This is a genomic window from Mycobacterium sp. OAS707, from assembly GCF_014873705.1.
Classification (GTDB): Bacteria; Actinomycetota; Actinomycetes; order Mycobacteriales; family Mycobacteriaceae; genus Mycobacterium.
In genome coordinates this window covers 1,864,170-1,881,137 of sequence record NZ_JADBDS010000001.1, presented here as the reverse complement: position 1 = coordinate 1,881,137, position 16,968 = coordinate 1,864,170, and the positions used below count along the sequence as shown (strand labels likewise).

The following is a 16,968-nucleotide window of genomic DNA, read 5'->3' as shown; positions in this document are numbered from 1 at the left end:
CGCCTGACGGCAGTGCAGCCGCAGGCGCTGGGGTGTCAAGCCTGACAACAGCAACGATCAAGCGAAAGAGAAGACTTCTGTGGCACAGAAGGACGTGCTTACCGACCTGACCAAGGTCCGGAACATCGGCATCATGGCGCACATCGATGCCGGCAAGACGACGACGACCGAGCGCATCCTCTACTACACCGGTATCAGCTACAAGATCGGTGAGGTGCACGACGGCGCCGCGACGATGGACTGGATGGAGCAGGAGCAGGAGCGGGGGATCACCATCACCTCCGCGGCCACCACATGCTTCTGGAACGACAACCAGATCAACATCATCGACACCCCGGGACACGTCGACTTCACCGTCGAGGTGGAGCGCAGCCTGCGCGTGCTCGACGGTGCCGTTGCCGTGTTCGACGGCAAGGAAGGTGTCGAGCCGCAGTCCGAGCAGGTTTGGCGGCAGGCCGACAAGTACGACGTTCCGCGCATCTGCTTCGTCAACAAGATGGACAAGATCGGCGCCGATTTCTACTTCTCGGTTCGCACCATGGAGGAGCGTCTCGGCGCCAACGTCATTCCGATCCAGCTGCCCGTCGGCTCCGAGGGTGACTTCGAGGGCGTCGTCGACCTGGTCGAGATGAAGGCCAAGGTGTGGCGCGGCGAGACCAAGCTCGGTGAGACCTACGAGACCATCGACATTCCAGCCGATCTGCAGGAGAAGGCAGACGAGTACCGCACCAAGCTGCTCGAGGCGGTCGCTGAGACCGACGAGTCGCTGCTCGAGAAGTACTTCGGCGGCGAGGAACTGTCGGTCGAGGAGATCAAGGGTGCGCTGCGCAAGCTGACCATCAACTCCGAGGCCTACCTCGTGCTGTGTGGCAGCGCCTTCAAGAACAAGGGCGTGCAGCCCATGCTCGACGCGGTGATCGACTACCTGCCGTCGCCGCTGGATGTGCCGCCTGCCGTGGGGCATGCCCCCGGCAAGGAGGACGAGGAGATCACCCGCAAGCCGTCCGTCGACGAGCCGTTCTCGGCGCTGGCGTTCAAGGTGGCCACGCATCCGTTCTTCGGCAAGCTCACCTACGTTCGGGTCTACTCGGGCACCGTCGAGTCCGGTTCGCAGGTCATCAATGCCACCAAGGGTAAGAAGGAGCGGCTGGGCAAGCTGTTCCAGATGCACTCCAACAAGGAGAACCCAGTCGAGCGCGCGTCGGCAGGCCACATCTACGCAGTGATCGGTCTGAAGGACACCACCACCGGCGACACCCTGTCGGATCCGAACCAGCAGGTCGTGCTGGAGTCGATGACCTTCCCCGATCCGGTGATCGAGGTGGCCATCGAGCCCAAAACCAAGAGCGACCAGGAAAAGCTCGGCACGGCGATCCAGAAGCTCGCCGAGGAGGATCCGACCTTCAAGGTGCACCTCGATCAGGAGACCGGCCAGACCGTCATCGGTGGCATGGGCGAGCTTCACCTCGACATCCTGGTTGACCGGATGAAGCGCGAGTTCAAGGTCGAGGCCAACGTCGGCAAGCCGCAGGTGGCCTACAAGGAGACCATCCGGCGCAAGGTCGAGAAGGTCGAGTTCACCCACAAGAAGCAGACGGGTGGCTCCGGCCAGTTCGCGAAGGTGCTCATCGACCTCGAACCATTCACGGGCGAGGACGGTGCCACCTACGAGTTCGAGAACAAGGTGACCGGTGGCCGCATCCCGCGTGAGTACATCCCGTCGGTCGACGCGGGTGCCCAGGACGCCATGCAGTACGGCGTGCTCGCCGGCTACCCGCTGGTGAACGTGAAGGTCACCCTGCTCGACGGCGCCTACCACGAGGTCGACTCCTCGGAAATGGCATTCAAGGTCGCCGGCTCGCAGGTACTGAAAAAGGCTGCGGGACAAGCACAACCGGTGATCCTGGAGCCGATCATGGCCGTCGAGGTCACCACGCCCGAGGACTACATGGGTGAAGTGATCGGCGACCTGAACTCCCGCCGTGGTCAGATCCAGGCCATGGAGGAGCGGGCAGGTGCACGCGTCGTCAAGGCGCATGTGCCGCTGTCGGAGATGTTCGGTTACGTCGGAGACCTTCGGTCGAAGACCCAGGGCCGGGCGAACTACTCCATGGTGTTCGACTCGTATGCCGAAGTTCCGGCCAACGTGTCGAAGGAAATCATCGCTAAGGCGACAGGTCAGTAACCTGACCTGCCGTCACCGCGGCGAAGAACAACTGCAAAGATCAAACCTGCTTTACAACAAGCACCAACACAGTCCAGGAGGACAACACAGTGGCGAAGGCGAAGTTCGAGCGGACGAAGCCGCACGTCAACATCGGGACCATCGGTCACGTTGACCACGGCAAGACCACGCTTACTGCAGCAATCACCAAGGTTCTGCACGACAAGTACCCCGAGTTGAACGAGTCGCGCGCATTCGACCAGATCGACAATGCGCCTGAAGAGCGTCAGCGCGGTATCACGATCAACATCTCCCACGTGGAGTACCAGACCGAGAAGCGTCACTACGCGCACGTCGACGCCCCCGGTCACGCCGACTACATCAAGAACATGATCACCGGTGCCGCCCAGATGGACGGCGCGATCCTGGTAGTCGCCGCGACCGACGGCCCGATGCCGCAGACCCGTGAGCACGTGCTGCTGGCCCGCCAGGTTGGTGTGCCCTACATCCTGGTCGCCCTGAACAAGGCCGACGCGGTGGATGACGAGGAGCTCATCGAGCTCGTCGAGATGGAGGTCCGCGAGCTGCTGGCCGCCCAGGAGTTCGACGAGGATGCCCCGGTCATCCGGGTTTCCGCGCTGAAGGCGCTCGAGGGCGACGAGAAGTGGGTCAAGTCCGTCGAGGAGCTCATGGACGCGGTCGATGAGTCGATCCCGGATCCGGTTCGCGAGACCGACAAGCCGTTCCTGATGCCCGTCGAGGACGTCTTCACGATCACCGGCCGCGGCACCGTGGTCACCGGTCGTGTGGAGCGCGGCGTGGTCAACGTGAACGAGGAAGTCGAGATCGTCGGCATCCGTCCCGAGACCACCAAGACCACGGTCACCGGCGTCGAGATGTTCCGCAAGCTGCTCGATCAGGGCCAGGCCGGTGACAACGTCGGTCTGCTGCTTCGTGGCATCAAGCGTGAGGACGTCGAGCGCGGTCAGGTTGTGATCAAGCCCGGCACCACCACGCCGCACACCGAGTTCGAGGGCCAGGTCTACATCCTGTCCAAGGACGAGGGCGGCCGCCACACGCCGTTCTTCAACAACTACCGTCCGCAGTTCTACTTCCGCACCACCGACGTGACCGGTGTGGTGACGCTGCCGGAGGGCACCGAGATGGTCATGCCCGGTGACAACACCGACATTTCCGTCAAGCTCATCCAGCCAGTCGCCATGGACGAGGGCCTGCGATTCGCGATCCGCGAGGGTGGCCGTACCGTCGGCGCCGGCCGGGTTACCAAGATCATCAAGTGATCTGACACTTAGTACCGCAAAGCGGCGCTCACCTTTCCGGTGGGCGCCGCTTTCGTGTTGTGCGCGAGCTGGTGTTGGCAGCCGCACCCTACCAACTCCCACGTGAGTTAACAGCGGAACCGATAATTTTGCTCGAACGTAAAAATTAATTATCAGCTTAGTTAGTTTGCTTGTGCAAGAATTACCGCTTGCGTCAACGCCGCAGCGGCGACCGGTGAAACCCGAATAACTGCAGCTATACGTGGATATTGTGACCTAGGGCGGCAGCTATCTGGCCACCGCCTGCGCGCCGTGATCTTCGCCAAAACCGCAGTGTCCGCACCCATCCCTGGCAGATGTGACCCTTGACACATTAGCTAGCAAAGTTTTAACGTCTGCGTAAGCGAGTTCTTCCAGCTTCGGGTACGCGGGATGGGGAACGCCGATGACACGGTGTAGCGGCTATGGCCTGCAACAAGAGACGACTACGGGCGCGCATAGACAGCCTCGTAAACGATCCACGCTGACGCGCGTGGTGGTGGTGGGCGGTGCATGCATGTGCATCGGCGCGGCCGTGGAGATGGCGACCCCGACCGTCCAGGCGCTGACCATCGTGTTTCGCTCCACGGCAGGAAACGGCAGCACGAACGAGGTTCGGGTCAACCTCGTTCAGGGCAACATTTTCGATCCGCAGCTGGGGCTGCTCGGTCCCAACGTCAGCAACAACTCGACCGGTGACAACGGCACGACCAGTACCTTCAACAATCCGCTCGTCAACAATCCGCTCTTCAACAACCCGATCACCCAGTTCATCGAGGGCTTTTGGAATCAAGAGCTCGTGATCGGCGGAGCCGCGCAGGGCCCCGTCAACAACGTCACCCAGATCAGCTTCCTGTCGTTCAACATCTTCAATCCGCAAACCAGCCTCTTCGGCGGAAATTTGAGCAACAACACGACGAACACCAACGTCGCCAGCGGTTACGGCAACAACACCGCCGCCTCGGTGACATCGGTCCCTGGACTGTGGCCGGGCTGGTTCGGTGGAATGACCGGAAACGGCAACGCTACTCAGTTCGCGTTCTTCTCGGGCAACATCGTCAATCCGCAGTTCAGCATCTTCGGCCCGAACGTCAGCAACAACACCGCGATCACCAATCTCGCGGAGAACAACGGGAACTACAGCCAGGCTGCCGTGACGCAAGCCGGTGGACTTCTGGGAGCCGTCACCCGGCTGTGGGGAGGTTTCCTCGGTGGTGCGACCGGCAACGGAAACACCACTCAAACCGCAGTCGGCACGTCGAACATAACGAACCCCCAAGTGAGCATTGGCGGCTCAAATCAAAGCAACAACACGGCGGTCACAAACGAAGCGACCGGTAACGGCAATAACAGCCAAACGACGGTCGGCGGGTCGGGCAGCGTCATATCGACGGGTTCCACCGGCAATGGCAACACCAATCAGACGGCGGTCGGTACGAGCAATGTCGACAACCCCCAGACGAGTATCGGGGACATCGGCCTGAGTCCTCGTCCGGCGGAGCTCAGTGGCAGCCAGTCCGGCAGTCAGCTCACCACATCCAGCACGACCCCCACGTCGACGTCTTCGGCGGGAACCTCCGGCCAGGTCAGCTCCTCTACGTCCACTGCGACTGAAAGTGGCAGCAGCACAACGAGTTCCGTCGGGACATCAGGTACCAGCAGCACATCGGGTACCAGCGGAACCTCTGGCACAAGCGGGACTTCCGGCACAAGCGGAACCTCCGGTTCCGGCGATTCAGCTGGCTCGGGAGGCGCAGGCGGTTCAGGAGCGGGGTGAGGTGAGCAGGAGGTGCGAATGAAGTGAACGCAATCGGCAGTGTCGTCGCTGAGTGTCGCACTGCATCACAAACGACAACCGAACAACGTCGACACAAGAAGGACTTTCAGAAATGAATAAGCATCGCAAGACACGCAAATCGCCGATACCAGTGAAGCTCAATCGTGCGATTGCGATGAGCGCCGTCGCCGGCAGCGCCATTGGATTCGGCGCGCTCATGACAATGAATTCACCGACGGCGTATGCCGACACCGATTCCAGTTGGTGGCTGTTGAGCGGAAACAACACCCCCATTGCGAGCGGCAACAATCTTGTCATCGGCACCAGTGGAAATGGCAATTCCAATCAGCTTGCCCTCGGTACGGGCAATATCCTCAACGCGCAGCTCAACCTCTTCAGCCTCGGGGTCGCCACGGTGGCCAACGCGGCTCCTGCGGTTGGCGGCAACGCGGTCGGTGGCCCCGCTCTCAGCACTGCCACTGAAGCCGGTGTGCCGATCGGCGGGCTGGCGGTCGGAGGCGCGGCGGTCAACCCGGCGGTCGGCATCAATCCGGCGGTGGGCGGCATCGGAGGCCTGGGGGCGGCGCTGGGCGGCGCGAACCTCAATGGAGCGGGCGTCGGCGGCCCCGCCGCAAACGCGGCGCTCGGCGGCACCGCTGCCGAAGTCGCTGCGGCAACCCAGACGAACGCTCTCAATACGGCAGCGGGCAATACCGCCGCCGGCGGTGCAAACAGCGCGACCGGTGGAACTACCGGCGACGCCACCGGTGGCGATGTGAACACCAACCAGACTGGCGGCGAGGCCAACGCCACCGGAGGCGCAGGCGGAGGAGCCACGAGCGGCTCCGTCACCAGCGGCAGTTCCACGGGTGGAGCAGCGACCGGCGGCTCGGCCACCAACTCGGGAACCGCGACAAGCGGACGCGCGACGGGAGGCACCGCGATCGGCGGCAATGCCACCACCAGTGCTTCCGGCGTGGGATCTGGCAACTTGTCGAACAACAACTCGAGCTCGAACACCTCGAGTGGTAACGGCAACTCCAGTAGTAGCAGCACCGGCGGGACCAGCGGCGGCAGCAGCAGCGGCGGCAGCAGCAGCGGCGGTAGCAGCGGCTAGCGATAACCCGGACTGCGCTGGGCCGTCGACCGTACCGTCGGCGGCCCAGCGCTTCATTGTGACACGTGTAACGCGTGCGCAGGTAGGGACGATGAACCTCCCGAAGGTCCTGGTAGGGCCGGAGAAGGGTTGGGGTTCCATGTTTCGTCGTGTCACAACGCTTGCCTGCGCAGCAGCCGCCGCCAGTGCCGTATTCGCCGGCGTCTCGGCCGCCACTGCCTCAGCTGCGCCCGGCTGCCCGGACGTGCACTGGATCGGCGCCGCCGGATCCGGCGAACGCACAGGCGCGGATCTGACCACATATAACGGCATGGGCCGGGTGGTCAATCAATCCCTTGCCGATCTGTCGTCGCAGCTGCAACAGGACGGCCGCACGATGACCGCTGAGGCCGTCGACTATCCGGCGGTGCCGGTTCCCGACGACAACGGCGGCGTCGGGGCGTGGCTCGGCTTCATGGGCAGCGTCGACGCGGGTGCCAAGGCTCTTGGCGAGCAGTACGCCACGTTCGTTGCGCAGTGCCCGACCTCCAAGGTCGTGTTGGCCGGCTACTCGCAGGGCGCCATGGTCGTGCACCGGAACTTGGCCGCGCTTGCGGGCAGCCCGAACCTCACTGCGGTGCTGCTGATCGCCGACGGTGACCGGCGGCCCGAGGATCCCACCCTCAACCTGGGCACCGCGAGCGGAATCCCCGAGCGCGGCAAGGGTGTCGCCCAGGATTGGCCGATCCTGGCTCACGCGCCCGCACCGCTGGCTCCGGAACTCGGCGCGCGCACCATCAGCGTCTGCAATCTCAACGACGCGGTCTGCGACTACGACGAAGACGCCGATGACTCCAAAGCGGCGTATGCACGGCGCGTCGCCGTCCACACCAGCTACGGCGTGGGCCAGACGCAGAGCCTGGCCTGGACCGCGCCGCTGTACTTCCTGCTCGGTCCGGCGCCTCAGGTGCCCGGTTTGGATACCCATGCAATCGACAGCACCACCACACCGGCGGGCAGCAACAGCGCAGCCAGCACCACGACGATGGCGTCAATGGCACCGGCAGGCGACATCCCGACCCGCTGAAGCATCTCGAGCACCGTTCCCGATACCGCAACGCCGACACCGGCAAGCGTGACCAACGCTGTGAGGGTCACACCGGCTGCCTCGCCCGCGCGCTCGGTGCGCACCACCGCTTGAGTCGCGACCGTAGTGAACGCGTAGACCAAGCCCAGCGTGAATCCGCACGCGCTCAGCGCGGGTAGATACAGGACCCAGCTGTGCGACGCGCCCAGCGCCGCAAGCGACAGCGCTGCGGCGACCGTCGTCGCACCCATCACGAGGACCGGCGGCCGGCTGGCCGCGAGCCGGCCCGCCAATACGCCGCCCAACGCGGCGCCCGCCGACGGTCCGAGGAAGGCCAGTCCTGCTGCCAGCGGATCGAGTCCGCGCACCTGCTGCAGGTACATCGTCGACAAGAAGATCGTCACTCCGTAAGCGACGTTCGCCACGGTGCCTGCGATGACCAAGACGGTGAACCGTGCGTTGCGGGCCAGCGACAGATCCACCAATGGCCAGCGCACGCGGTTCTCGACGGCGACGAACACCGCGAGTGCCGCCAACGCGCACCCGAACGCGACAACCGTCGGCGCCGAAAGCCACCCCCACGTAGGGCCTCGGTCAAATGCCAACGTGAACAAGCCAATTCCGGCGGTGATCAGCGCCAACCCTGCAACATCGATGCGACGCGGCACCGACTCGTCATACGACTCCGTGATGAACCGGGCCGCTATGACCAGCACGGCAAGCGTGAGCGGTACGTTCAGCCAGAATATCCAGCGCCAGCCGATTGTCTCGGTGAGCAGCCCGCCGATCAACGGGCCCGCCGCATTGCCCAATCCCGCTATGCCGTAAGCCAACCCGATCGCATGACTGGCGCGCGAGGCCGGAAAGGCATTGGTCAGCACGCTCACGGAAACCGGAAAGATCAGCGCCGCACCGACGCCCTGCAGAGCGCGAAAGGTGATGACCAGTCCCGCTGTCGGTGCCAATGCGCACAGCGCCGACGCCACTCCAAACAGCGCAACGCCCGCGAGCAGCGCGCGCCTGCGGCCGAAGATATCGCCGATACGGCCCGCGGGCACCATGAAGGCGCCCAGCGCGAGCATGTAAACACTGATCACCCATTGCAGGTCGGGCGTGGTGGTTTTCAGATCGAGCGCCATCCGGGGAAGCGCGAGATTCATGGCGAAGTAGTCGATTTGCACGCAGAACAGCGCCATCGAGACGGCCGCAAGGATCCACCGGTAACGCACAGATTCGCCCCTCGCGCTCACGGCCCGACGATACGGCTCACAATCGCCGGATTGGCGCTAATCTGACACGCGAAGCTGGCAAACGACAGGAGCGTGGCAGATGTTAGGGCGGTACATCAAGTCCCAGATCACGGTGCTCATCTTTGGCGGTCTCGTCGGTCCGATCTTTTTGGCGGTCTACTTCGCGCTCGGCCAGATGAGCATCATGAGCTGGATGCTCTGGGTCGGCCTGCTCATCACCGTGGCCGACGTGCTGATCGCGTTGGCGCTGGCGAATTTCGGCGCAAAGTCGGCCGCCAAGACCCAGGCGCTCGAACAGAGCGGCGTCCTGGCACTGGCACAGGTCGTCGGCATCCATGAAACCGGCACCCGCATCAACGAGCAGCCGTTGGTGAAGATCGACCTGCAGATCTCAGGCCCCGGCATCAACCCGTTCGCCACCCAGGACCGGGTGATCGCGTCGATCACGCGGCTGCCGATGATCACCAGCCGCAAACTGGTCGCGCTCGTTGACCCTGCTACCAATGAGTACCAAATCGATTGGGAGCGAAGCGCTTTGGTCGCTGGCGTGATGCCTGCGAACTTCACCATCGCCGAGGACAACAGAACATACGACCTCAGCGGGCAGGCCGGCCCGCTGATGGAGATCCTGCAGATCCTCAAGGCGAACGGCATCGGTCTGAACAACATGATCGACCTGCGCTCGAACCCCGCGGCCCGCGCTCAAGTGCAGGCCGTTGTCCGGCGCGCCGCGGCGGCCCAGCAGGCCCCCGCCGCTCCTGCCCCCGCCGGGGCGCCCTATGCGCCTGCCCCTGCTCCCGCGCCAGAGCCGACCACCGCACAGCGGCTGCAAGAGCTGGAGACGTTGCGCGCCACCGGCGCGATCTCCGACGACGAATACAACGCAAAGCGCCAGCAGATCCTCTCCGATCTGTAGCCGGATCGTAGAATCCTCAATGCCGTTCACCTGAGTCGCATAGTCTTGTTGCGACTGTCATGACGGCGACGGAGCAACCGGAAAAGGTAACCGAAAAGGTCAGTCTCCCAACACTGACCGCGATGGTCGTCGGCTCGATGATCGGCTCCGGGGTCTTCCTATTACCCCGCCGGTTCGGCGCCGAGACGGGTGTGGTCGGCGCGATCATCGCGTGGACCATCGCGGGCACCGGAATGTTGATGCTGGCCTTCGTGTTTCAGCGCTTGGCGATGCGCAAGCCTGAACTGGACGCCGGCATTTTCGCCTACGCCAAGGCCGGATTCGGCGACTACGTCGGCTTCAATTCGGCGATCGGATATTGGGCGTCGGCGTGCGCAGGCAACACGTCGTACTGGGTGGTGATCACCGCGACCATGAGCGCGCTGATACCCGGACTCGGGGCGGGCGACACGGTCCTCGCGGTCGTGGTGTCGGCCGTCGGGGTTTGGCTGTTCGCCTTCCTTGTGATGCGTGGCGTGAAGGACGCGGCGGTGATCAATTACGTTGTCACCATTGCCAAAGTCGTGCCGATTCTGATGTTTATCGTGATCGCGATCATCGCGTTCAAGGCTGATGTCTTTGCCGACAATTTCTGGGGCGACAAAGACTACTCGGCTGCCTCCGTGTTCGACCAAGCCAGGGGCACGATGCTGATCACCGTGTTCGTGTTCCTCGGCATCGAGGGCGCGAGCGTGTACTCGCGAATGGCGCGCAGGCGTGAGGACGTCGGGCGAGCAACGGTCATCGGCTTCCTGAGCGTGCTCAGCGTTTTCGCGCTGGTGACATTGGTGTCGTATGGCGTGATGCCCCAGAGCACGTTGGCTGGCGTCAGTCAGCCGTCGATGGCCGCCGTGCTGGAATCGATCGTCGGACCATGGGGGTCGATCGTCATCCGCGTCGGCGTCATCGTTTCGGTGCTTGGCGCGTATCTCGCGTGGACGTTGATGGCCGCGGAGGTCCTCTACATTCCCGCCAAAAGTGAGGACATGCCGCGGTTCCTGGCCCGGACCAATCGCCACGGTGCGCCGGTGACCGCATTGATCATGGCCGCCTGCATGATTTCACTGTTGCTTGTCGCGCTGCTGTTCGCCGCTGACGCGCTCGATTTCATGCTGGACCTCACCGCCGCGTTGTCTCTCATTCCGTACCTGCTGGCGGCGGCGTACGCGCTGAAGTTGACGATCACGCGAGAGACCTACGACGCCGGAAAGTCGCTTGTGCCAGACATGATCATCGCCGCGGTGGCGACGGCGTACACCCTGTTCCTGGTTTCTGCGGCCGGAGTCGACAAGCTTCTCCTGTCGTGCATCTTGTACGCACCGGCCGCAGCGCTCTACTTCATAGCGCGCCGGGAACGCGGTCTGCGGGTGTTCAGGCCCGCCGAAGCGGTGCTGTTCGGGGTGATCGTCCTCGGGGCGGTCGCGGGTGTGGTGTCCTTGGCTACAGGGGCGATCGAAATCTAGGAGTAGTCGTGACGAATGCGTCTGCCAGCTATGGCGTTCACTCCGAGGTCGGCAAGCTGCGCAAGGTGCTGGTGTGCTCGCCCGGCTTGGCGCATGAGCGCCTCACCCCAACGAATTGTGACGACTTGTTGTTCGACGACGTGTTGTGGGTGCAGAACGCCCGTCGCGACCACTTCGACTTCATCGACAAGATGCGCGACCGCGACGTGGAGGTGGTCGAACTACACGACGTGCTCACCGAAACCATGGAGATCCCGGCGGGCAGGGACTGGCTGCTTGACCGCAAGATCGTCCCGAACGAGGTCGGCCTCGGACTTGTCGACGACACCCGCGGCTACCTGGATTCGCTGCAGCCGCGCCAACTCGCCGAGTTGCTGATCGGCGGCATGTCCACCCGCGACCTGCCCAAGGAACTGCAATCGGGCTACCGCGCGCTGGCACGCGAAAGTACCGGTGTCACAGAGTATTTGATGCCGCCCCTGCCGAATACGCTCTACACGCGCGACACCACCTGCTGGATCTATGGCGGGCTGACGCTCAATCCGTTGTTCTGGCCTGCGCGACATGACGAGACCCTGCTGATGAAGGCGATCTACGAGTTCCACCCCGACTTCGTCGGCTCCAAGGTGTGGTGGGGTGATCCCGAAAAGCATTGGGGCATGGCCACAATCGAGGGCGGCGACGTGCTCGTGCCTGGCAACGGCGTGGTCATCATCGGGATGAGCGAACGCACATCGCGGCAGGCGATCACCCAGGTGGCGTCCCGGCTGTTCGCCGAAGAGGCCGCGACGCAGGTGATCGTCGCTGGCATGCCCAAGCTGCGGGCGGCGATGCACCTGGACACCATCTTCACCTTCGCCGATCGCGACGTGGTGACCATTTATCCCGATATCGTCGACGCCCTGCAGACCTTCACGCTGCACCCAACCGACAACGACATCAGCGTCGAGGTTGTCGAGGCGAACAAGCCGTTCGTCGAGGTGGTGGCCGCTGCGCTCGGGCTCGGCAAGTTGAGGGTGGTCGAGACGGGCGGATCCGCCTACGACTCGGAGCGCCAACAGTGGGACAGCGGCAACAACCTCGTTGCCGTAGAACCGGGGGTGGTGTTCGCATACGACCGCAACACCCACACGAACACTCTGCTGCGCCGGGCTGGCATCGAGGTGATCACCATCGTCGGCGCGGAGCTCGGCCGCGGCCGCGGCGGGGGCCACTGCATGACGTGTCCGCTGATCCGCGACCCCGCCTGACGGGTGTACTAGAACACGTTCCAGTTCTGCTGTTAGCCTGGTCCGCAAGCTCACGAAAGGAGCAGCGGTGACGGCATCGAGCGGCAGCCTCCAACGCCGAGTGGCATTCATTACCGGGGCCGCGCGCGGCCAGGGCCGGGCGCACGCGATCAAGCTGGCCAACGAGGGTGCCGACATCATCGCGATCGACATCTGCGGCCCGGTCTCGGAGACCATCACCTATCCGCTGGCTACTCCAGAGGAGCTGGCCGAGACCGTGGCCGCGGTCGAGGCCACCGGTCGCAAGGTGTTGGCGCGTCAGGTCGACATTCGCGACCTGGCCGCACTGCAGCAGGTGGTGGCCGACGGTGTCGAGCAGTTCGGCCGTCTGGACATCGTCGTGGCCAACGCCGGCGTGCTGAGCTGGGGCCGGATGTTCGAGATGTCCGAGGCTCAGTGGGACACCGTCATCGACGTCAACCTCAACGGCACGTGGCGGACCATCCGCGCCGCGGTGCCCGCGATGATCGAAGCGGGCAACGGCGGGTCCATCATCATCGTCAGCTCGTCGGCCGGTCTGAAGGCCACGCCGGGCAATGGGCATTACTCCGCGTCCAAGCACGGTGTCGTGGCACTGACCAACGCGTTGGCGATCGAGGTGGGGGAGTATGGGATTCGGGTCAACTCGATCCACCCGTATTCGATCGACACGCCGATGGTGGAGAAGGAGGCGATGATGGCCATCTTCTCGAAATACCCGCAGTACCTGCCCAGCTTCTCGCCGATGCCGTATCACCCGGTCAACCACGAGGGCAAGAAGGGCCTGCAGGAATTCATGACGGCCGAAGAGGTTTCGGACGTGGTGGCTTGGCTGGCCGGTGACGGGTCGAGGACGATCTCGGGTAGCCAGATCGCCGTCGACCGCGGCACCATGAAGTACTAGCCCGGCAACACCAACACCGGAACGGGACTGTGCCGCAGGATCTTTGAGCCGCGCGAACCGAGGAACACCCGCGCGATGCCGCCAACCGGCGAGGTGCCGATGGCCAGCAGGTCACCGTCCTGCCAGTCGGCCGCGTCCAATGCCTCGTCCCAGCCGTTGCCGGTGACCACGGCCAACTCCACGTCCTTGCCAACCACGCCGTCGGTCTTCAACTGCGCCAGCGTTTCTCGCGCATGGGCTGCCAACTGGTCAAGGATGGAGTCCTCGGCACTCAGCCCCACCTCCGGCGGATACATGGTGCGGCCACGAACGGCGAACGTGACGACGCGCATCGGCACGCCGAGCCGCTCACCGAGCGCGGCAACCCGCTCAACCACGTGCAGAGTCTCCGGAGTGCCCGGGTATGCAGCGGTAATCCGGGTCAGCCCACCGGATTTCGATCCTCGATAGCCGCGTGGTGCGATCGCCATGGGCACCGGCGACGAGTGCAACAGCCGATCTGCCGTCGATCCGACCACCACCTGGCCGAGGCTGCCGCCGGATGCCGACCCCAGGATGAGCACGTCGGCTTCGAGTTTCGACGCCGCGTCCAACAGCCCGCCGGACGCCGACCGGTGGGCGACTTTGTGGTAATTCACCTCGAGTCCACTGGCGATCGAGTCGATGCACTCTTGTGCTTGCTTGGCCGAGTTCGCAGCCAATTGTTCTGCGTACTGGGCGTATTCGGCGTCGACCCGACCCAGTGACGGCGTCATCCACGGTCGCGGAACCACGGTGACGACCGTCAGCGACGTCTTCAGGGTCTTCGCCGCTTCCGCGGCAAGGTACAGCGGCGACGTGCCGCACTTGCCGGCCAGATAGCCGACTGCGACGGTCACGGCTCGTCCGTGTGCTTGGTGACGAAGTGATGGTCGGCAGGCTCTTCGACGAACATGACGTCGTCATCACCGGGAACCTGGCCCGGAATGTAGCCGTCGCCGCCGTCGTTGAGCGCGCTGTGGCGACGGCTCCACAGGAAGTAGAAGGTCAGTACCGCGGTGACCCAGATGGCGAACCAGAGCCAGGTGATTCGCGGCAGGCCCCACAGCACCCAGCCGCACACGATCACCGACAGTATCGGCGTCACCGGGTAGCCCGGGACCTTGAACGAGCGGGGCAGGTCGGGCTCGCGGACTCGCAGAATGATCACGCCTATCGAAACCGTGATGAAGGCGACCAGCGTCCCGATCGACACCAGGTCCCACAGGTAGTCGAGTGGCACGAAGCCGGCCAAAATCCCGGTGACCGCGGCCACGATGATCGTGTTGTTGACCGGAGTCATGGTGCGCGCATTGACCTTGGCGAACATCGCAGGCAGCAAACCGTCGCGACCCATCGCGAACAGGATGCGGGTCTGGCCGTACATCACAACGAGCGTCACCGAGAAGATCGAAATCACCGCGCCGGCAGACAGCACGGTGGCGGCCCACGTCTGGCCGTGGAGGATGTTCTGCAGGATCACCGCCAGCCCGGCTTCGGATTGCTCATCGGATCCGAATTCGTCAGCTGACTGTGTACCGAGGCCGGCGAAGGCCACCAGGATGTAGATGCTCGTGACGACGACCAGAGCACCAATGATCGCCCGCGGCATCGTCTTCTGTGGATTCTTGACCTCGTCGCCGGCGGTGGACACCGCGTCGAGTCCGATGAACGTGAAGAAAATCGTGCTCGCCCCGGCGGTGATCCCGGCGAAACCCTTGTCCCAGAAGCCAGCGAAGTGATCGGTTGTGAATGCCGTGAACGCGATTGCGACGAACAAGGCAAGCACGCCCAGCTTGATGATCACCATGATGCTGTTGACCATCGCCGACTCGCTGGCACCCCGGATCAGCAGCAACGCGCACATGAGTATGAGAATCATCGCCGGCAGATTCATGATCCCGGGATCTTCTCCCAAAGGTGCTGCGGTCAACGCGTGTGGTATTTGGAACCCAAACAGATTGTTCAGGAGTTCGTTCAGGTAGCCGCTCCAACCGATCGACGTAGCCGACATCGAAACGCCGTACTCGAGCAGCAGGCAGGCGGCCACGCCCATCGCCACGACTTCCCCCATGGTCGAGTAGGCGTACGAGTAGGTCGACCCCGACACCGGTACCGACGACGCCATTTCCGCGTAACAGATCGCGGACAGTCCAGCGGCGATACCTGCGATCACAAATGAGACCAGCACGGCGGGGCCAGCTTTCGGCACGGCTTGCTGGAGCACGATGAAGATGCCCGTGCCGACGGTGGCGCCAACCCCGAACATCGTGAGCTGGAATGTGCCGATACTTCGTTTGAGGTGATCCGAGGCACCGTGCGCGACCGGCGCGCCGATCACGGGCCTGCGACGGAACAATTGCTTGGAGAGGCTTAACGGTGGAGCGGTCATGGCGCCTCCTGTGGTGCCTAGATTGAACTGCGAGTCAAGTGTGAACCTGACTCGGCCAAAACGTCGGCGAACTGATCAATCGCCCAGTCAATTTCCTCAGCCGTAATGACCAGCGGAGGTGCGAAGCGCAGCGTTGAGCCATGCGTGTCCTTAACCAGCACACCGCGTTCGGCCAACCTCAGGCTGATCTGTTTGCCGGTGGCCAACGACGGCTCGATGTCGACACCGGCCCACAGGCCCATGCCGCGCACCGCGACCACACCCTGCCCGATCAGTGCACGCAACCGAGCATGCAGGCGATCGCCCAATTCTGCTGAGCGAGACTGGAATTCGCCGCGCTGCAACATGGCTACCACCGTCGTGCCGATCGCTGCGGCCAACGGATTTCCACCAAACGTCGAGCCGTGCTCACCCGGATGCAGCACCGAAAGGATTTCGCTGTTGGCCACCACTGCCGACACCGGAACCACGCCGCCGCCAAGGGCTTTGCCGAGCAGATAGATGTCGGGCACGACGCCGAAGTGGTCGCAAGCGAAAGTGCGACCGGTGCGGGCGAGGCCCGATTGAATCTCGTCGGCGATCATCAGCACGTTGCGCTCGGTGCACAGTGCGCGCACCCGCTGCAGGTAGTCGGCGGGCGGGACGATGATGCCGGCCTCGCCCTGGATCGGCTCGATCAGCACTGCGACGGTCTCATCGTCGATGGCGGCTGCCATCGCATCGGCTTGCGTATCGTCGGGACCGAAGGGCACGGCCAGGAAGCCGGGGGTGTACGGACCGAAGCCGCGGCGGGCGGTCTCGTCGTCGGAGAAACTGATGATCGTGGTGGTGCGGCCGTGAAAGTTGTTGTGCGCCACCACTATGTTGCCCTTATCGGCTGGGACGCCCTTGATGTCGTGACCCCACTTGCGAGCCACCTTGATGCCGCTTTCGACAGCCTCGGCGCCGCTGTTCATCGGCAGAACCATGTCTTTGCCACACAAGTCGGCCAGCGCCTCGCAGAACGGGCCGAGGCGGTCGGAGTGGAAGGCGCGGCTGACCAAGGTCACCGCGTCGAGTTGTGCGTGCGCGGTGGCCAGGATCTCCTGGTTGCGATGCCCGAAGTTGACCGCCGAGTAGGCGGCCAGGCAATCCAGGTAGCGGCGCCCCTGAACGTCCGTGATCCACGCGCCGTCAGCGCTGGCCGCCACCACCGGCAGCGGGGAGTAGTTGTGGGCGACGTAGCGGCCGTCGAGGGCGATCGCATTGTCGGTAGCGCTCATGGATTCGAGGATG

The 16,968-nt window shown here is 63.8% G+C and carries 12 protein-coding genes and 1 pseudogene; 9 read left to right on the top strand and 4 right to left on the bottom strand.

What is annotated here, in order from left to right:
* The first annotated feature begins 79 nt into the window (after window positions 1–79).
* The 5 genes from fusA (at window position 80) to GGC64_RS09370 (ending at window position 7,443) form a co-directional block, all read left to right on the top strand.
* The gene (fusA, locus tag GGC64_RS09390) at window positions 80–2,185 is read left to right on the top strand and encodes an elongation factor G (RefSeq protein WP_192722098.1); all 2,106 of its coding nucleotides are present in this window, start codon (window positions 80–82) and stop codon (window positions 2,183–2,185) included.
* Between the two features lie 89 nt (window positions 2,186–2,274).
* Window positions 2,275–3,465 (top strand): elongation factor Tu, encoded by a 1,191-nt coding sequence (gene tuf / locus GGC64_RS09385; protein WP_015304990.1) that lies wholly within the window; start codon window positions 2,275–2,277, stop codon window positions 3,463–3,465.
* Window positions 3,466–4,000: 535 nt separating this feature from the next.
* The gene (locus GGC64_RS09380; RefSeq protein ID WP_192722097.1) at window positions 4,001–5,260 is read left to right on the top strand and encodes a hypothetical protein; all 1,260 of its coding nucleotides are present in this window, start codon (window positions 4,001–4,003) and stop codon (window positions 5,258–5,260) included.
* A 175-nt stretch (window positions 5,261–5,435) separates the two neighbouring features.
* Complete coding sequence (locus GGC64_RS09375; protein ID WP_192722096.1) at window positions 5,436–6,377, top strand: hypothetical protein; 942 nt, start codon at window positions 5,436–5,438, stop codon at window positions 6,375–6,377.
* Window positions 6,378–6,516: 139 nt separating this feature from the next.
* Window positions 6,517–7,443, top strand: coding sequence for a cutinase family protein (locus tag GGC64_RS09370; protein WP_370582060.1), 927 nt, complete (start codon window positions 6,517–6,519; stop codon window positions 7,441–7,443).
* Between the two features lie 65 nt (window positions 7,444–7,508).
* Here the strand turns inward: GGC64_RS09370 and GGC64_RS09365 are convergent.
* Window positions 7,509–8,639, bottom strand: a pseudogene (locus GGC64_RS09365) (MFS transporter); the annotation flags it as partial.
* Window positions 8,640–8,772: 133 nt separating this feature from the next.
* Between GGC64_RS09365 and GGC64_RS09360 the strand changes: the two are divergent.
* The 4 genes from GGC64_RS09360 to GGC64_RS09345 all read left to right on the top strand — a co-directional run bounded on the left by GGC64_RS09360 (window position 8,773) and on the right by GGC64_RS09345 (window position 13,283).
* Window positions 8,773–9,609, top strand: coding sequence for an SHOCT domain-containing protein (locus GGC64_RS09360; RefSeq protein ID WP_192722095.1), 837 nt, complete (start codon window positions 8,773–8,775; stop codon window positions 9,607–9,609).
* Window positions 9,610–9,668: 59 nt separating this feature from the next.
* Window positions 9,669–11,111, top strand: a complete 1,443-nt coding sequence (locus GGC64_RS09355; RefSeq protein ID WP_192722094.1) for a basic amino acid/polyamine antiporter — start codon at window positions 9,669–9,671, stop codon at window positions 11,109–11,111.
* Window positions 11,112–11,119: 8 nt separating this feature from the next.
* Window positions 11,120–12,361: an arginine deiminase gene (locus tag GGC64_RS09350; protein WP_192722093.1), complete on the top strand. Its 1,242-nt coding sequence runs from the start codon at window positions 11,120–11,122 to the stop codon at window positions 12,359–12,361.
* Between the two features lie 67 nt (window positions 12,362–12,428).
* Window positions 12,429–13,283, top strand: coding sequence for a mycofactocin-coupled SDR family oxidoreductase (locus GGC64_RS09345; RefSeq protein WP_192722092.1), 855 nt, complete (start codon window positions 12,429–12,431; stop codon window positions 13,281–13,283).
* On the opposite strand, the gene GGC64_RS09340 is transcribed toward GGC64_RS09345, so the two are convergent.
* The 3 genes from GGC64_RS09340 to rocD are packed head-to-tail and all read right to left on the bottom strand — an operon-like array spanning window position 13,280 to window position 16,955.
* Window positions 13,280–14,161, bottom strand: a complete 882-nt coding sequence (locus GGC64_RS09340; RefSeq protein ID WP_192722091.1) for a universal stress protein — start codon at window positions 14,159–14,161, stop codon at window positions 13,280–13,282. The two genes, GGC64_RS09345 and GGC64_RS09340, sit on opposite strands and share 4 nt — an antisense overlap.
* Entirely contained in the window at window positions 14,158–15,693 is a 1,536-nt protein-coding gene (locus tag GGC64_RS09335; RefSeq protein WP_192722090.1) for an amino acid permease, read from the bottom strand. Before GGC64_RS09335 ends, GGC64_RS09340 begins: the two co-directional genes overlap by 4 nt.
* Before the next feature lie 17 nt (window positions 15,694–15,710).
* The gene (gene rocD / locus GGC64_RS09330; protein ID WP_192722089.1) at window positions 15,711–16,955 is read right to left on the bottom strand and encodes an ornithine--oxo-acid transaminase; all 1,245 of its coding nucleotides are present in this window, start codon (window positions 16,953–16,955) and stop codon (window positions 15,711–15,713) included.
* Window positions 16,956–16,968 lie beyond the last annotated feature (13 nt).